Genomic DNA, 16,527 nt, shown 5'->3' with positions numbered 1-16,527 from the left:
ACGTCTGACTGACTACAGCTGTTGAATAATACGTTCCAACAAAAAAGAGATGGCAAGCTACCATCTCTTTTTTGTTTACCTGCTCTTATATATTAGAGGGCTTAAGATTCCTCGGCCAAATCGCCTTCTTCTTCTCGTTCATCTGCGACTTGGGGCAACGCGGTCTTGAGCCGATACATGCGCTGGCGATAATTTCCCTCCGGGCCGCTCAGGCTGCAATCGACATCTTCAAACAAACGCCCGATGCGGTTAAGCACCTGCCGCTCGTCACCGGTCTCTATTAATATGAGGCGCCGCTTGCTGCGTGCGTAGTACTCACGGATATCGACCACCAGACAATGACCGCAATCGGCCTGCTTCAAATCAATCAGCAAAGCCTCCGCCCGTGTCAGGCCAAACAGAATCGCCAACTCCAGCCGCGCTGCAAGGAAAGGATAGGCGCTCAAGAACTCGCGTGTCATATGACCCCGGGCCTCGACCGCCCAGTCAGCCGGCGCAGGACGATCGGCGATTTTATCAAGCAGATCACGAGCGTCCGTGTTGTTCTGAACCGCCGCCTTCTGCAGCCAATACACAGCGCGCACATCATTGGCCGGATCGTCGCGGCGATTGCGCCAGGCACTGCCACCGCATTCCAGTTGCGCAAGGGCATGCCCCATTTCGGCAGCACGCTCCAGATAGTGCTGCGCATCAGCCAGGTTGCGCTGAGAAAACTCGGGCTTCAGAAAAATCCGCGACAAGGCAAACCATGCCGGAGCCAAACCTCGCTCACCAGCCTGGGTAAGCCAGCGTATCGCCTTCTTGTAATTAGCAGAACCGAAACCGGGAAACGCGCGGCTGCCATCTTCCTGCATACGCGCGAAGAACAAGCCCAGCGACAACTGCGCCGCCTTGTCGTCAGCATAAGCACCCAGCTCCAGAAGTTGCTGCGCTTCATCGACACCCAAATCTTCAATTTCCGGCAACACCTGTGCCAAACGAGACAGCAAAACGATATTACCCTCGCCAAGGTGCCGTGCGAGCGCCTCCGATGGTGCATTCAATTGCGGCAGATCGGCACGGAATTGCCCCAACAGTGAACGGCCCAGCGGCAACGCCCGCCGAATGAAGTCTTTTCGATCATGACGAAGCCATGCGGCGTCGGCCAAAGACAATTGTGCGGGGCCTACGCCGGCGTCTGCGGCTTTTTGCGCCCATTGGGCAGCTGTATCGCTTGCCTGTTGCGGACTCTCGCCGGCAACTACCTGCGCCACGCCACCGGCAATCTGCTCGCCCGCTTGTTGCTGTGCCAGCAACCATTGCGCTTCCGCGGTACCGGCATGAGCCTCCGCTTCCAGCACCTTAACTGCTTTGCCCATCATGGCTTGCGCCTCGGCCTGCGCTTTATGCGACAGCACTAGGCGTGCAAACGCCAAGCCGGCCGTCTTCAGGCCTGCATCAAAAGCACGCTCATACCAAAGCACGTAATCAAGCGGCTTCGGCGCCTGGGCCACCACGTCATAGGGAATATGCTCACCAATCAAAGACCAGGCATCAGGCGTACCCTGACGCGCCGCACGATCCAGCCAATGCAGTGCCGTTGCAAAACTTTGCGGCAAACCATTACCGCCAAACAGATAGCGTCGCCCCAAGGCCAACTGCGCCTCAGCCTGTCCGGCCCGCGCCGCCCGAATAATTGCCAAATCTTCCCGACTCGCCATAAATCAATCCAAGCCCACTTTCGAAGGAAAAAATTATCTCCCATAAATCACTATATTTTTTTAATCCATCTCTCAATAGGTCAATTTGGAGCTTTAAAACAACAAATCAAGTCTTTAATCGACATTTAGTTGCTACCAGAACAATTTCGTAATGATCTGACATCGGTGCACCTCAAAAAAGTCCCTCACAGAGAGATTCAGGTTTAAAGCGTTAGAAAAAAACAACACTCGTGTAGGAGTTTCGGAATTTCAACCAAAACTTCGTCCGCCAAACGACCAATCTAAGGTCATGGTTAATGAGAACCCTTAATGTCTCACCATCCGACTAGATGTACGGATCCTCAAGACTATTTTTATAGAAGGATGTCAAATGAAAAAATCTCTGCTTGCACTGGCCGTTCTCGGCGCGTTTGCAGGTGCTGCACAAGCACAAAGCTCCGTCACTATCTACGGTATCGTTGATACCGGCGTTACTTACACAAGCAAGGCTGCAACTCCAAGCAGCACCTCTGCCAACATCAACACTGGCAGCAAGTTTGCAGTGAACTCCGGCACAATCCAAGGCTCCCGTATCGGTTTCAAGGGCGTTGAAGATCTGGGCGGTGGTCTGAATGCAGTGTTCCAACTGGAAACTGGCTTCACCAACGACAACGGCGGCCTGCAAGGTTCCGATTCCGTTACTGGTTCGAACCTGTTCCGTCGTAAGTCGGTTGTTGGTCTGGCCGGCGGCTTCGGTTCCGTCTTGCTGGGTCGTCAAACTGACTGGGCTGACACAATCAGCGCCTACACAGCTGTGAACGATTTCGGTGGCGTTATCCAAAACTCCGGTTCGAACTTGAACCGTCTGCAAGGTGTTCGTACCAACAACTCGGTCAGCTACACCACCAATAACCTGGGTGGCTTCACTGGTAACCTGATGTACGGTTTCGGCGAAACAGCTGGCAAGACTTCGGCTGGTCAATCCTTCGGCTTCGGCGTGAAGTACGACAACGGTCCTCTGGGTCTGGGCGCCAACTACTATCAATCGAAGCAAGGCGCTACAGCTAGCGACACTTCGTTGATCCAAGGCGTTGCTCCAGCAGCTTCCGCTTCGACAAACACGCTGACTCAATACGCCAACGCAACTGCACTGAACGCTGCAAACGCAGGCAGCACAGCAGCTAAGGTGTTCAACCTGGTTGCTAGCTACCAGTTTGGCCCCGCACGCGTGTACGGTAACTGGTCGCGCGTCAAGCAAGATCTGAACACAAGCGCAAACGTTGGTCGTCTGTTGGCAACTGGTCCTGCAGCAACTCAAGTTGCAAACCCACTGTCAACTGCAAACCGCACTACAGCAGCAACTCTGGGCCTGTCGAACAAGGCTGACATGTGGGAACTGGGTACAGCTTACTCGCTGACTCCATCCCTGAAGCTGTTGGCTGCTGTGGAATACACAACAGCTAGCTTCGACGGTCTGAACGGTAAGGGCAAGCTGACTCAGTACAACCTGGGTACAGACTACTGGCTGTCGAAGCGTACTGACCTGTACGCATTCGTGTCGAACCTGCGTGCTAAAGACATGAAGAACCCAGGCGTGGTTGGTGACACAACTGGTAACGACGCTAGCCAAACAGCAGTTACTGTTGGTATCCGTCACAAGTTCTAATTTAAGTCTCTGAACCTCTGACGTGCAAACGTCAGAATCAGAACTTGATTGAACAATTCGGGCTTACATGAGAAATCATGTAAGCCCGTTTTTATTGGTAAGCGCCAGATCGTCGCGACCTGATTAAAAAGTTGTCAGCACCAGCGATAGCGTAGATAATCTCGCGATATTGCGGATATGCAAGCCCGGCTGCGTCTGGAGCCCGATGCCGCAAAAAAATACTCAACCCAACAAGCATGCACATGACTCCTCTGGACTCCGATTCGATCGCCGACTATTTGCTCGACCATCCGCACTTCTTCGAGGAGCATGCAGAGCTGCTTGGCCGAATCCGGCTCACCAGTCCGCTGCTGGGACGCGCGATTTCGCTGCAAGAGCGCCAGATGGAAATTCTGCGTGAAAAGATCAAAGTTCAAGAGCTGCACATGGCAGACCTGATGCGCATCGCGCAAGAGAACGACGAGATCACCAGCAAGTTTCAATCTTGGACACGCTCCTTACTGCTGGCCCGTAATGACAGCGACCTGCCCCAGACCTTGTCTGGTAATTTGCAAGCCATCTTCAACGTGCCTCAAGTCACACTGCGCCTCTGGAACGTCGCTGAAAAATACGATGGAAATTGGTTCACCGCGACGGTATCGGAAGATGCGCGTATTTTCGCCAATGGGCTGACGACGCCGTTCTGCGGCCCGAACAACGAATTCGAAGCTGCCGGCTGGCTCGAAGATCCGTCGTCGGTCAAATCTATCTCCATGTTACCCCTGCGTATCGGCGCCGCGCCCGAAGCATTTGGCTTGTTGGTGCTGGGCTCGCCCGACCCGAGCCGCTTTACGGCAGAAATGGGCACGGATTTTCTGACCCGCATTGGCGAAACAGCCAGCGCCGCGCTGGCCTGCCTGCTACACTGAACCATCCCTTTTCTCAACACACTTGTGTGAGCACAGAACCTACCCCAGTCGCTGCTGATCGTCACATCGAACGCTACCTCGACAGCCTGCAAAACCAGCGCATGCTGTCGCCGCACACCATCACCAGCTATGCGCGCGATCTGGCCGAATTAAGCACGTTGGCGCAAGCATCCGGTGCAGTACTCGAGGCGGTCTCTCACTTCCAAATCCGCAAGTTTGCGGCGCAATTACACGGTAGCGGCCTCAATGCGCGCTCCATTGCCCGCAAGTTGTCGGCGTGGCGTGGCTTCTACGATTGGTTGTCGGAGCTGGGCGGACTGAAATCCAATCCCGTCGACGGCATCAAGGCCCCCAAAAGAGCCAAACCTTTGCCCAAGGCACTGGCCGCTGACGACGCGGTGCAGTTGGTGTCTCAACACAATCCGCTCAAAGATGCTGACGCACCGGCCCAGCTGTGCAACCTTGCCATGTTTGAAATGCTGTATTCAAGCGGCCTGCGTGTGTCCGAGCTGGTCGGTCTGGACGTGCAATACCATCACGAAGCCGGATACACGTCGGCGGGATGGGTCGATATGGATAGCTGCGAAGTCACCGTTACCGGTAAGGGCAACAAGATGCGTAGCGTGCCAGTAGGACAGCCCGCAATGCAAGCGTTGAAAAACTGGCTCACAGCACGCGCTGACATTCTGGCGAAACATGCCAACACCGACCGGCACGCGCTTTTTCTGAGTGAACGCGGCACCCGCATGTCGGTGCGCGTGATGCAACTGCGCATCAAGGCACACGGCCAAGCCCTTGGCATGGCGACCAACGTACATCCTCACGTTCTGCGCCACTCCTTCGCCTCGCATGTCCTGCAAGGCTCCGGCGATCTGCGCGCTGTCCAGGAAATGCTCGGCCATGCCTCTATCACCGCAACACAAGTCTATACCTCGCTCGATTTCCAGCGCCTGGCGCAAGTCTACGATGCAGCCCATCCACGCGCGAAGAAAGTTGCGCCGAAATAATCGGGCCGCCGTCTGACAAACACACCTGCCGGCAGATGCCGGCCTGGACTGAAATACATGCGTAGGACGCCCGCCGTCGTGAATTGCGGCATAATTCGTCAGAGGCTTTTACTTCAAAGCCGGAACCCTGCAGAAGCCCCATGAAATCCAAACCAGCCGACACCGCCATGCCCACTGCTCTTGCCCAGGAACCGGCCAAAGCTCAGGCATTGGCAGAATTGCAATTGCGCGATGCTTCCGTACGCGTGACGCAGGCGCGCGTCAGCGTCATGGCCGCACTGCTCAGCGCACGCAGTGCCGTGTCGCATCAGGATATTCAGGATCAGTTGGTCGACATGGATCGCGTCACGCTGTATCGTGCGCTGGATTGCCTCACCGAAGCCGGGCTGGCGCACAAGATCGCCAGCGATGATCGCATCTTCCGCTACAATGCCGGCGCCGGCGCAGAGCATCACGACCATGGCGGCCATCAGCACGCACACGGCCATCCGCAACATCAGCACGGTCACTTCAAATGCACGCGTTGCGCACGGGTTTTCTGCCTCGACGGCAGCGGAGAAGCCGGCTTTCTCGAAAGCGTCCTACCCTCATCGGGCAAGCACCAGACGACCGCAGCCCAACTCCAGACGGCTCTGCAAAAATCCTTGGGCAAAGGCTTTCAAAGCCATGAAATCGAATTGACCATCAAAGGCTGGTGCGCCGACTGCGCCGATTAAGCTAAAGGCTGGTGCGTCGGCTGGTACGTCCTCAATTAAGCGCGCAGGACAAGACGGCGCAAATGACCGGTCAGTTGCCGCACTGAACGCACTTTCACATCGACATAAGATGGATGCATGGTCAACATGCGGCGTACACCCGCAGACGCAATATGTGGGTTCCCCGTCAGATACTGCGTCACCCATGCTGTGCGCAAACCTAGCTCCTTGGCCGACTTCAGGTTAGCCGGCGTATCCTCCACCAGCACGCACCGATGCGCCGCGACGCGCTCGCGCGCCAACAGTTTGCGCAACATCTGACGTGAAGGCTTGGGTTTCAGCTGCCGATGCACACGCATCGATTCGATGGAAATATGCTGATCAAAATGCCGGTGCAAGCCAAGGTGACGCACTACGTCGCGGGAATAGCGCAAAGGCGCATTCGTCAGCAGAATCTTCCGCCCCGGAAGACGCTTGAGCATATTTAACAGGCCGCGTTCGGCACGGATCATGTCAAACAGATTGTCGAAGTGATGCGCCTCGCGCAGGAAATCATCCGGCAACACCTGATGATGCTGCACCATGCCGAGTAAAGTCGCGCCATACAAGCGCCAATAACGCTGGCGCAACGCATTGACCGCATCCTGATCGGACGGCAAGCCCTGCTCCTTCAACACGCGCTCCATGAACACATTCATGTTGGCATTGATCGCCGGAAAAATTGCGTGGGAAGCGTTGTGAAGCGTGTTGTCGAGATCAAAAAGCCAGAGCGGTGTAGTATTCGGCACGATGAAAAACTGGATCAAGTAAGGGAAACACAATGGTGCGACGCCTGATTATAGTGACATTCACCTGGCTGCTCTGCCTTTATCTGCCGGTGGCGAAAGCAGCCGATACCGGACAGCACGGCGCCTTGTTCAAAATCCAGAATGCGCAACACACGCTGTATCTGTTCGGCACCATCCATGTCGGCGCCGATAATTTCTACCCGCTCGACGCTCAGGTGATGCAGGCGCTCGAACAAGCCCCCGCCATCGCGCTGGAAATCGATCCCCAGAAAATCCCGGCCATGCAGGCGGCAGTCCTGCAATATGGGTTCTATCCCGACGGCAAGAGCTATCGTACTGAGTTGGCCCCACCGCTACGCCAACAAGTCGAGACTGCACTGACCAAATACCATATCGCTCCCGATGCCGTCACCCGTTTCCGGCCATGGATGATCGCCAGCCTGTTGACCATCCAGGAGTTCGGCAGCAAGGGCTATCGCTCCGAACTTGCCGTCGACAGCTATCTCGCCGATGTCGTCAGGAAACGCAACAAACCCGTGATCGAACTGGAGAGCGCTGCAGCGCAACTCGCGCTGTTCGGCGCACTGAGTGAAAAACAGCAAAATCAGTTGCTGGAAGACACCATCAAGGAATTGAACGATCCCGATGACGCGGCCAAAGTTGTGGCCTTGGCGGAATGCTGGCGTACCGGCAACCTGACCGGCTTACAAGCACTGCTGGACGACATGGCAAGTGACAAGAGTTTTGTCGGCCGTTTTACCAAAGAGGTATTGCTCGATCAACGCAATCCACTCCTGACGGATCGCCTCAGTGCACTGCTACAGCAACAGGACGGAATCTTCGCTGCCATGGGTATTCTGCATCTGGTCGGCACCACCGGCGTACCTGCATTGCTCAGACAGCGCGGCTACAAGGTCGAACGCATTTACTGAGGCAACAACGGCGCGAAAATAAAAAAGGCGCTGCCGGTCTCCCGGAAGCGCCTTTTTTGATGTGAAGGTAATCAGTGCGAGCGGATCATCGTACCGAATGCCTGCTCGGTGAGCACTTCCAGCAGCAGCGAGTGCTCGATGCGGCCGTCGATGATGTGAACCGTATTGACGCCCGACTTGGCGGCATCCAGCGCCGACGAAATCTTCGGCAACATGCCACCGGAAATCGTGCCGTCTTCGAACATCTCATCGATTTCACGCGCCGACAGATCGGTCAGCAAATTGCCCTTCTTATCTTGCACGCCAGCAATATTGGTCATCATGATCAGCTTTTCGGCGTGCAGGATTTCTGCAATCTTGCCGGCGACCACGTCGGCATTGATGTTGTAAGCCTGACCATCATCACCGAAACCGATCGGCGAAATGATCGGGATGAACGCATCATCCTGCAAGGCCTTGACCACGGCCGGGTTGATTGCTTCGATCTCGCCGACGAAACCGATGTCGAGGAATTCACCTGGATGTTCTTTGTCCGGCATACGCATCTTGTGTGCGCGGATCAAGCCGCCATCCTTGCCGGTCAGGCCAACTGCCTGGCCGCCGTAATGGTTGATCAGCATCACGATGTCTTGCTGCACTTCGCCGCCCAGCACCCATTCCACCACTTCCATGGTTTCTTCGTCGGTGATGCGCATGCCCTGCACGAAGGTGCCTTGCTTGCCGATCTTCTTCAGCGCATTGTCGATTTGCGGACCGCCGCCGTGCACCACGACCGGATTCATGCCCACCAGCTTCAACAGAATCACGTCACGCGCAAAACCGTGCTTCAGACGTTCTTCGGTCATGGCGTTGCCGCCGTATTTGACGACGATGGTCTTGCCGTGGAATTTGCGGATGTACGGCAAAGCTTCCGCCAGAATTTCGGCCTTGATTTGAGGGGCAACGTCGGTCAGATCGGTCAAGTCGGTCATAGCGCAAATCCTGAGCTGGGAAGAGATATTCGGAATGTCCGCGATTTTACATGGAAAGCGCGAAGCTATTGTTGCGGATGTTGTGTTTTATCGGCACTCATGCAAAATCGGCCTATGCCTTGCAAACCAAGCCCATCTTAGGAAGGCAGCCTTAGCCCGTACAGCTGCGCATTTCCTGATTCGGGAATTTTGCCTTCAGGCTATCCAGCGACGCCTTGGTCGCGGCATCAATACCGCGCCATTGGTAGGCCTGTCTGGTCGAAGTGACATTACGCGCCATGATGCGAGCACTGCGTACACCTTGCGGTATGAGCTGACCGATGTAGGCTTTTGCCGCTTCCTCGGTCTTGAACACGCCCAGTGAAATTGCCCAGCGCAGTGCCGGATTGGTTTGCGACTCGGGAATCACGTAGAAATCCTGAATCCCGAGACGGCGCAACTCCGCCGCCTTGCGATCCGCGCCGTCCTTGCCGTCTTGCGGAGGAATATAGACCATATGGCTGCCCGCCTCCTGAACACTGCGAGGCACCGCTTTGGCGGGCAGATGCAGGCTGGTCAGTTGCGCTTCAAATTTACGGGCCTCTACGGTATTGAAATTGCCGATCTCGGTGCAAGCGATGGTTTCTCCTTTGGGAGCAGGTTTCGCCTCTGCCTTGAGATCCGCTTTTACCTCTGCTTTCGGCTCAGTCTTGGCGTCAGCCTGTGGTGCAGGCGCGGACGCGGCTGGAGCATCGCTGGCAGGTTTGGCACTCTTGTCAGCCTCAGCCGTGGCCGCCTGCTCCGCTGCTCTCGCCGGTGTCACCAGCTTCTCGCTGTTGGGCGGCAAAATCGTCAGCGTCTCGGGTTGCAGCTGCTGCGCCATCCGTTTTGGCTCGTGACGTTCGGACGCCGTCGCGCCCAGGTAGCCGCGATTCACCGCAAACAAAACGCCATTCGCAATCAGCAACAGCCAAAAAAACAATTTCAGCATAGAGAACGGTCAGCCCGGTTGATCAATTATCAAGAAAGAGAAAGCCTCAGACGCTTGCTGCCACATGCAGCCCGATCAGCACAAGATTATCGACCTTTTCGCAAGGCATCGCCAGATACGACGCCAGCATAGCCCCAGCGCCGCCGGCCATCACACACAGCACATCGCCATGTTGCTCGCGATGCCTGGCGACCGCACGCTCGATGGCGCCCGTCTGCGCTGCGATACAGCCGGCAATGATGGCATCGGTCGTGTTGTCCGCAAACGGTGTGACCACTTCGCTGATGGTGTGTATCTGCGGAAGCTGGGCGGTATTGAGCGCCAGCGATGTCGCCATGACACCAAACCCCGGCAAAATCATGCCGCCGATGAAGTCGCCAGCGGCGGTGACCGCGTCGACAGTGGTCGCCGTACCGCAGGTCGCGACGATCAGCGCGCGATCCGGAAACAAGGCACGCGCACCGATGGCGGTGGCGAAGCGGTCGCATCCCAGCTGTGCAGGATTTTTGTAAAGATTGCGCAAGCCGGCCAGTTCAGCTTGCGAAGCAAACCACTCAATTGCCATTGCCTCACCAAATGCCGTCCGGACACTGGCTTCCAATGCTTCTCTCATCCCGGGACCGGCCACATTCGACACAATGACGCGCGTCACCGGCAGATCGTGCCAGGTTTTCGGCAACGTACTCACCTCATCACGCGCTACCGATCCGACATGCAGCCAATGAACACCGTCCAAAGACCAAGGATCGCGACCTGGGACGCCCCATTTGACGCGAGTATTGCCGGCATCAATCAATAACAACATGTGCTTGCTCGTCCTCGGTGACATTAAAGTGTTAGGCGCAACGGGTATTTGTGACGGTATTTTTTACGCCAAAGCGATTATCAGGCTTTTAAATTGACGAAACAAGAAATTTGCCATTTCGACATCGCAAGCCCGCTACCTGGGGACGCCCGTATGCTCGGCTATAATCGCGGCTGACTGCGTAGGCTGTGTCTGCGGTATCTTCGTGCGACGCTACCACTCTTCTTTTAAATCAGCTTGAGCTCCACTGATCACGGCATCGAAAATAACTTCAAACAATTCCTGGCAAATGAATTCTCAAATCAATGCGCTACTGGGGCAAGCCGTCCAGTACTTCGAACAAGGTAAGCTAGGCGAGGCAGAGCAACTGTTGCAGAAAGTCTTGCAACTACACGCAAAAAACTTCGACGCGCTGCATATCCTTGGCGTCGTCAAAGGCATACAGAATGATAAGCAGGAAGCCATCAAATTGCTGAAGAGGGCTGTTTCCATCGATTCCGGCAATAATTTCGTGCACTTCAACCTGGCAAAGACATTATCGGAAGCAGGTAAAGAAGAAGAATCGCTCCCGCATCACAAGAAGGCAACGCAACTTGCTCCTCAACATGCAGAAGCATGGCTTAACTATGGCCGCTCCCTTAACAATCAGGGACGCTTCGAGGAAGCCTTGTCATGTTACGAGCGCGCGCTGTCTGTGAATCCATACTATGCGGACGCCTGGTCCAACTACGGCGCGACCTGCAATGCGATGGAACGGTATGAAGATGCTTTGTCGGCATATGACAAAGCCCTTGCCATCACGCCGGATCACGCAGAATCGTGGTCGAACAGCGGCGTGGCGTTGCATGCACTGGGCCGCGACAAGGCGGCACTTGGCGCATACCAAAAAGCCCTGTCCATCAATCCAGCGTTGCCGGAGACCTGGACAAATTACGCTATGCTGCTGAAAGGCCTCGACCAACCTGAAGAAGCACTGAAGGCATTCGACAACGTACTCAGATTCGATGCTGATAACCTGGATGCATGGCTGCAAAGCAGCGTTTGCTTTACTCAACTCAGACGTCTGGAGGAGGCGTTGGCCGCTTTGAACCGAGCGATTGCCATTCAACCGGAGTGCCTGTCAGCCTGGATCGACAAAGGAATCGTGCAGGCCCAGCTCGGCGATCTTGATGCGGCATTGAAGTCATACGACCGGGCTCTCCAACTCGACAGCCAATCTGCCGAGACCTGGTACAACAAAGGCCTGAGCTTGCGCGACGGTGCAAGACATCAGGAGGCGTTGATCGCCTATGAGAACGCGCGCGCAATCAATCCAAAACTCCCTCGACTGCAAATCAGCTGGCTGCGCAGTAAGATGCTGCTGTGCGACTGGACTGGCTTGGAAAAAGCAATCGAAGCGTTACATGTATCTACTGAAAAGGAACATAGCGTATCAGATCCGTTTCTGTTTCTGACCATGTCGGATGATCCACAGCAGGAGCGGCGTTGCGCTGAAATACATACAGCAACGGAGCATCCTGACAAGCGAGACTACAAGCTTTGGCCCCAAGCCACCGACAACAAGACAATCAAAATCGGCTACTACTCGGCAGATTTCCACAACCACGCCACAACGTACCTGATGGCGGAATTATTTGAAAAGCACGATAGAAACGCTTTTGAATTGATTGGATTTTCTTATGGCCCGAACATCACAGACCCGATGCGTCAACGTGTCTCGGCCGCGATGGACCGTTTCATTGACGTACGCCAAGAGAGTGACACCGCAGTCGTCGCACTGTCGCGCGACATCGGCATCGACATCGCGGTAGATCTGAAGGGCTACACGCGGGATTCACGTATGGGGATTTTTTCCTATGGTGCAGCGCCGGTACAGGTCAGCTACCTGGGCTACCCCGGCACGTTGGGTGCGCCGTATATTGACTACCTCATTGGCGATAAGATCATTACGCCTGTTACGGCAGCTGCGTACTATTCCGAACAAATCATCCGTCTTCCGAATTCATACCAGATCAATGATCGCACCCGCACCATCGCGGAACGCAACTTCACCCGAAGTGAACTGGACCTTCCCGAACATGCCTTCGTCTTTGCATGCTTCAATAACAACTATAAGATCACGCCGCAAGTCTTCGACATCTGGATGACAATCCTGAACAAGGTCCCTGGCAGCGTGCTATGGCTTTTCAACGACAGCCCTGCCGTCAGCGACAACCTGCGCGCCGAGGCTGAAAAACGTGGCATTGCCGGCGACCGCCTGGTATTCGCACCGCATATGGAATTGGCGTCGCATCTTGCGCGCCATCGTCAGGCTGATTTGTTCCTCGATACGTATAACTACAATGCTCACACCACAGCGAGCGATGCGTTATGGGCTGGACTGCCGGTGCTGACACGCATCGGCAATACCTTTTCGAGCAGAGTTGCAGCGAGTTTGCTCAATGCAGTTGGTCTGCCTGAAATGATCACCAATTCAGTGGATGAATATGAAACGCTGGCAGTTGCATTGGCAAGCGATCGCGAACGTCTTGCTTCGTATCGGCAGCGCCTGCTCGCCAATCGCCTAACCACGCCCTTGTTCGATAGCGGACTGTTTACGCGCCACATCGAAGATGCCTATCGCTACATGCACCAACGGCGCATTGCTGGTTTGCCGCCTGCGGCTTACGACGTTCCGGCATAAGCACAATCCAGCTCCGGCAGGAGTTGGATTGAGCCTTTACTCCTGCAATCGCAAAGACACGTCACCGGCGACCACGGCAACGCGTCCGTTCGCGGCATCCATCAGGAAGCACCCTTTGTCATCCACGCCGACGGCCGTGCCTTCGTGTACCACACGGTCGTTGTCGAGGATGCGCACAGCACGTCCGGCGTAGGCGTGCAGACGATTCCAGCGTGCGGCGAAAGCGGAAAAACCCTGCGCGTCGAATTCAGCCAATGCGTCAGACAAGGCACTCAGCAACAACGCCAGCAAACGCTCGCGGTCATGGCTCTGCAACTCGGATACGTCCGCGACGGCGCGTCCAATCCGATCTTGCAAATCCTGTGGCATCGCCAGATTGACGCCTATACCGATCACTGCCCAGGTGGACGCCTTTGCATTGGTGGCGGCCGCTTTGTTTTGCGCAGTTTCGATCAAAATCCCTGCCAGCTTGGCGCCATCCCGCAACACGTCGTTCGGCCATTTCAGCTCGATTTTGATGCCGAAGACCACCAACGCTTCGGCCAATGCGACGCCGATCGCCAGCGGCAAGCCGATCAATGCCTGAACAGGACGCTGAAATTTCCACGCCAGCGAAAACGTCAATGCCGAGGTCGCCGTCGTATGCCAGGCGCGGCCTGCCCGGCCACGGCCTGCCGTCTGCGATTCGGCAACCAGTAAAGTCGGCGTCGCCAGCGTTGCCACGCGTGCGAGCAAATCGGCATTGGTAGAGCCGGTTTGTGCAACGACTTCAATCGCAACGAGCTTGGCGTGGTCGTTGCTCGACGCAGCGATCAATGCAGCAATGCGCTCAGCGGAAATAGTTGAAATGCCTGTTGTGGTCGTCACGGCGTTGGAAGAAGGAGAATCAAGAGCATCAGGAGAATCCGCGGCATACATAGGCAACATTGTAACGGTTGTCGAAGATGCAAGCGACGAAGAAATCGGGTACCCTCGCCAGCATGGACGCCCCGCACCGACCTCCACAATCTCCTCAGTCAGCCATCCAGCCAGCTACGGTAACGCCGGCTGCGGCTGCTACGCCCACTACTGGCGTAACCGGAGCACGCGTCCCCAGCAAGCCGGTTGCGTCATCGTTCGCCCGGGTCAGTCTGCTGATGTATACGCTGCTGATCGTGTATGCCAGCTGGTATCCGTTTGCCGGCTGGCGCGACATGGGTCTGCAGCCCTGGGACTATCTGTGGGCGCGCCTGCCGTATTACTGGACAGGTTTCGATCTGTGGACCAACATCGTCGGCTATGCGCCCTTCGGCGCGTTCACCGTATTTGCGCTGTACCCGCGCATCCGCTCCTATTGGGCGGTGATTCTCAGCACCATGGCCGGCATCTCCTTGTCGGTCGTCATGGAAGGAGTGCAGACCTATCTGCCGACGCGCATTCCCTCCAATCTCGATCTCATTACCAATAGCTGCGGCACCTTGCTCGGCGCGCTGCTGGGTGCATGGACCGGCCGTTACTTCCTGCGCGAGAGCCGCTTGCTGGAGCTTCGCCGACGCTGGTTCTCACGCGAAGCCAGCCGCGGATTGGTGGTGATCGGACTGTGGCCGCTGGCGCTGATTTATCCGCAGAATCACCTGTTTGGCCTCGGCCATCTGGTGCCGCCGCTGTCGAGCCTGTTGTCCGATTTGCTGGATACGCCGATCGATCTGGCGACCTGGTGGACCAATAGCGCGCAATTGACGGCGGAGCAATACTGGCTCGCCGAAATCATCGTGACGGCATGCGGCCTGACCGGCGCGATACTGACCATGCTCCTGCTGCTGCGCAAGCAAGCGCCGCGCAACGCGTTGACAGCGTTCTATCTGCTCGCGGCCGTGTTTATCAAATCGCTGGCGTGTGCGCTCTTCTTCGCCCCGGAAAACGCCTTCGTCTGGTTTACACCAGGTGCTGCCGGCGGCATGATCATCGGAGGCCTGATGCTGGCCGGGCTGTCATTCGCCCCGCCTACTGCACAACGCCGCATCGCTGGACTGGCGCTGATCTTCAGCTTGCTGGCTACCAATGCGGTGCCGGCCAATCCCTATTTTGTCTCGACGCTGCAGACCTGGGTACAAGGGAAATTTCTGAATTTCGACGGCGCCGCGCAATTCCTCTCGGTGCTCTGGCCTTTCCTGGCGTTGTGGTTCTTGTATCACCCGGTGCATCGCAAGGCCGCCGCGCCAAAATAAGGTCCGGCCTCAAGGTGTATCATGCATGCTTTGGCCCATCCCACCGAGCATCAACATGGCAGATACCGCAGATACTCCAGAAAAACCGTTCTACGAACACCACGTCTTCTTTTGCCTGAATCAGCGCAAGCCCGGCGAGCGCACCTGCTGCGCCGACAAGGGCGCGCAAGCCGCACAAGAACATGCCAAGAAACGCATCAAGCAACTCGGTCTGGCCGGTGAAGGCAAGGTTCGCATCAACAAGGCAGGCTGCCTGGAACGCTGCGAAGAAGGCCCGGTCGTCGTGATCTATCCGCAAGGCACCTGGTACACCTTCGTCGACAACGAAGACATCGATGAAATCATCGACTCCCATATCGTCGGCGGCAAGATCGTCGATCGCCTGAAAATCTGAACACCTCAATACGTACATTACGTCACACCCAATGAACGCCCAAACACAATCGTTCCTGATTCCCGGCGCAGTCGGCCAGCTCGAATGCGCGCTGGATCTGCCTGATCCCGAGCAATTCGCCGCACCGCGCGGCCTGGCGCTGGTCGCTCATCCGCATCCGCTGTTCGGCGGCACCATGGACAACAAGGTCGCGCAAACGCTGGCCCGCTCTTTCCTCGCGCTCGGCTATGTGACGGTGCGCATGAATTTCCGCGGTGTCGGCAAATCCGAAGGCGTGCATGACCACGGCCAGGGCGAAACCGACGACATGGCGCTGCTGCTCGCACACATGCGCACGCAATATCCCGATCTGCCTCTGGCGCTGGGCGGCTTCTCGTTCGGCACCTTCGTACAGGCGCAACTGCAACAGCGTCTGATTGCAGAAGGCACGCCCGCCGAGCGTCTCGCGCTGGTCGGCACGGCCGCCGGCAAGTGGCCGATGCCGGATGCACCTGCCAATACGATTTTGATTCACGGCGAGCTGGATGACACGATTCCGCTCAGCGCTGTGCTTGACTGGGCGCGTCCACAAGAACTGCCGGTGATCGTGATTCCGGGCTCGGATCACTTTTTTCACAGAAAATTGCAACATATCAAGAACCTGATAGTCCAAATGTGGCATCACTGATTCCTGTCCCACGCTCCTACTGCGAAGCCGTGAAACAGGAAGACACTGCAAGCAAACAGACGCCGTAAAGCCTTATTGTCAGGCTCGGCGTTTATAATCCCGGTGCGATGTTCACTCATCTCTTTTCAAACGACAGTCCCGCGAGCAGTACGGCG

The 16,527-nt window shown here is 56.2% G+C and carries 15 protein-coding genes; 9 read left to right on the top strand and 6 right to left on the bottom strand.

Annotated features, from left to right (window positions below):
* Positions 1-101: 101 nt before the first annotated feature.
* Positions 102-1,700, bottom strand: a complete 1,599-nt coding sequence (locus tag hmeg3_RS02855) for an SEL1-like repeat protein (RefSeq protein ID WP_094562396.1) — start codon at positions 1,698-1,700, stop codon at positions 102-104.
* Between the two features lie 370 nt (positions 1,701-2,070).
* Here hmeg3_RS02855 and hmeg3_RS02850 point away from each other — a divergent pair, with 370 nt between their 5' ends.
* From hmeg3_RS02850 to hmeg3_RS02835, 4 genes are all read left to right on the top strand, one after another.
* On the top strand, positions 2,071-3,345 hold the full coding sequence (locus hmeg3_RS02850) for a porin (protein ID WP_094562395.1): 1,275 nt from the start codon (positions 2,071-2,073) through the stop codon (positions 3,343-3,345).
* A gap of 242 nt (positions 3,346-3,587) precedes the next feature.
* Positions 3,588-4,253 (top strand): DUF484 family protein, encoded by a 666-nt coding sequence (locus hmeg3_RS02845; protein WP_094566100.1) that lies wholly within the window; start codon positions 3,588-3,590, stop codon positions 4,251-4,253.
* 101 nt (positions 4,254-4,354) lie between these two features.
* The gene (xerC, locus tag hmeg3_RS02840; protein ID WP_232511981.1) at positions 4,355-5,260 is read left to right on the top strand and encodes a tyrosine recombinase XerC; all 906 of its coding nucleotides are present in this window, start codon (positions 4,355-4,357) and stop codon (positions 5,258-5,260) included.
* Between the two features lie 140 nt (positions 5,261-5,400).
* A complete protein-coding gene (locus tag hmeg3_RS02835) occupies positions 5,401-5,976 on the top strand; it encodes a Fur family transcriptional regulator (protein ID WP_094562393.1) in 576 nt (191 codons plus the stop codon).
* A 35-nt stretch (positions 5,977-6,011) separates the two neighbouring features.
* On the opposite strand, the gene hmeg3_RS02830 is transcribed toward hmeg3_RS02835, so the two are convergent.
* Positions 6,012-6,746, bottom strand: a complete 735-nt coding sequence (locus hmeg3_RS02830; protein WP_094566099.1) for a pyrimidine 5'-nucleotidase — start codon at positions 6,744-6,746, stop codon at positions 6,012-6,014.
* 29 nt (positions 6,747-6,775) lie between these two features.
* Here hmeg3_RS02830 and hmeg3_RS02825 point away from each other — a divergent pair, with 29 nt between their 5' ends.
* Complete coding sequence (locus tag hmeg3_RS02825) at positions 6,776-7,675, top strand: TraB/GumN family protein (protein ID WP_094562392.1); 900 nt, start codon at positions 6,776-6,778, stop codon at positions 7,673-7,675.
* A 71-nt stretch (positions 7,676-7,746) separates the two neighbouring features.
* Here the strand turns inward: hmeg3_RS02825 and argB are convergent, their stop codons facing one another.
* From argB to hmeg3_RS02810, 3 genes are all read right to left on the bottom strand, one after another.
* Positions 7,747-8,646 carry an acetylglutamate kinase gene (gene argB, locus hmeg3_RS02820; RefSeq protein WP_094562391.1) on the bottom strand — a complete coding sequence of 300 codons (900 nt, stop codon included), beginning with the start codon at positions 8,644-8,646 and terminating at the stop codon, positions 7,747-7,749.
* A gap of 151 nt (positions 8,647-8,797) precedes the next feature.
* Positions 8,798-9,616, bottom strand: coding sequence for an SPOR domain-containing protein (locus hmeg3_RS02815; protein ID WP_094562390.1), 819 nt, complete (start codon positions 9,614-9,616; stop codon positions 8,798-8,800).
* A 46-nt stretch (positions 9,617-9,662) separates the two neighbouring features.
* Complete coding sequence (locus hmeg3_RS02810; RefSeq protein WP_094562389.1) at positions 9,663-10,421, bottom strand: type III pantothenate kinase; 759 nt, start codon at positions 10,419-10,421, stop codon at positions 9,663-9,665.
* 289 nt (positions 10,422-10,710) lie between these two features.
* Here hmeg3_RS02810 and hmeg3_RS02805 point away from each other — a divergent pair, with 289 nt between their 5' ends.
* On the top strand, positions 10,711-13,104 hold the full coding sequence (locus hmeg3_RS02805) for a tetratricopeptide repeat protein (protein WP_094562388.1): 2,394 nt from the start codon (positions 10,711-10,713) through the stop codon (positions 13,102-13,104).
* A gap of 36 nt (positions 13,105-13,140) precedes the next feature.
* Here the strand turns inward: hmeg3_RS02805 and hmeg3_RS02800 are convergent, their stop codons facing one another.
* A complete protein-coding gene (locus hmeg3_RS02800) occupies positions 13,141-13,971 on the bottom strand; it encodes a biotin--[acetyl-CoA-carboxylase] ligase (protein WP_232511831.1) in 831 nt (276 codons plus the stop codon).
* A gap of 269 nt (positions 13,972-14,240) precedes the next feature.
* Between hmeg3_RS02800 and hmeg3_RS02795 the strand changes: the two genes are divergently transcribed.
* From hmeg3_RS02795 to hmeg3_RS02785, 3 genes are read left to right on the top strand one after another with little or no spacing between them, the layout of a single operon-like run.
* Positions 14,241-15,311 (top strand): VanZ family protein, encoded by a 1,071-nt coding sequence (locus hmeg3_RS02795; RefSeq protein WP_094562386.1) that lies wholly within the window; start codon positions 14,241-14,243, stop codon positions 15,309-15,311.
* A gap of 55 nt (positions 15,312-15,366) precedes the next feature.
* Positions 15,367-15,705 carry a ferredoxin gene (locus hmeg3_RS02790; protein WP_050476350.1) on the top strand — a complete coding sequence of 113 codons (339 nt, stop codon included), beginning with the start codon at positions 15,367-15,369 and terminating at the stop codon, positions 15,703-15,705.
* Between the two features lie 31 nt (positions 15,706-15,736).
* Entirely contained in the window at positions 15,737-16,372 is a 636-nt protein-coding gene (locus tag hmeg3_RS02785) for an alpha/beta hydrolase (protein ID WP_094562385.1), read from the top strand.
* Positions 16,373-16,527 lie beyond the last annotated feature (155 nt).

The sequence above is a fragment of the Herbaspirillum sp. meg3 genome (assembly GCF_002257565.1).
Classification (GTDB): Bacteria; Pseudomonadota; Gammaproteobacteria; order Burkholderiales; family Burkholderiaceae_D; genus Herbaspirillum.
This window is presented reverse-complemented; position numbering and strand designations above follow the sequence as displayed.

Bases quoted from the DNA above. Each gene is read 5' to 3' on its own strand.
- hmeg3_RS02855 (WP_094562396.1), bottom strand. From the start codon at position 1,700: ATGGCGAGTCGGGAAGATTTGGCAATTATTCGGGCGGCGCGGGCCGGA.
- hmeg3_RS02850 (WP_094562395.1), top strand. From the start codon at position 2,071: ATGAAAAAATCTCTGCTTGCACTGGCCGTTCTCGGCGCGTTTGCAGGT.
- hmeg3_RS02845 (WP_094566100.1), top strand. From the start codon at position 3,588: ATGACTCCTCTGGACTCCGATTCGATCGCCGACTATTTGCTCGACCAT.
- xerC (WP_232511981.1), top strand. From the start codon at position 4,355: ATGCTGTCGCCGCACACCATCACCAGCTATGCGCGCGATCTGGCCGAA.
- hmeg3_RS02835 (WP_094562393.1), top strand. From the start codon at position 5,401: ATGAAATCCAAACCAGCCGACACCGCCATGCCCACTGCTCTTGCCCAG.
- hmeg3_RS02825 (WP_094562392.1), top strand. From the start codon at position 6,776: ATGGTGCGACGCCTGATTATAGTGACATTCACCTGGCTGCTCTGCCTT.
- argB (WP_094562391.1), bottom strand. From the start codon at position 8,646: ATGACCGACTTGACCGATCTGACCGACGTTGCCCCTCAAATCAAGGCC.
- hmeg3_RS02815 (WP_094562390.1), bottom strand. From the start codon at position 9,616: ATGCTGAAATTGTTTTTTTGGCTGTTGCTGATTGCGAATGGCGTTTTG.
- hmeg3_RS02810 (WP_094562389.1), bottom strand. From the start codon at position 10,421: ATGTTGTTATTGATTGATGCCGGCAATACTCGCGTCAAATGGGGCGTC.
- hmeg3_RS02805 (WP_094562388.1), top strand. From the start codon at position 10,711: ATGAATTCTCAAATCAATGCGCTACTGGGGCAAGCCGTCCAGTACTTC.
- hmeg3_RS02795 (WP_094562386.1), top strand. From the start codon at position 14,241: ATGTATACGCTGCTGATCGTGTATGCCAGCTGGTATCCGTTTGCCGGC.
- hmeg3_RS02790 (WP_050476350.1), top strand. From the start codon at position 15,367: ATGGCAGATACCGCAGATACTCCAGAAAAACCGTTCTACGAACACCAC.
- hmeg3_RS02785 (WP_094562385.1), top strand. From the start codon at position 15,737: ATGAACGCCCAAACACAATCGTTCCTGATTCCCGGCGCAGTCGGCCAG.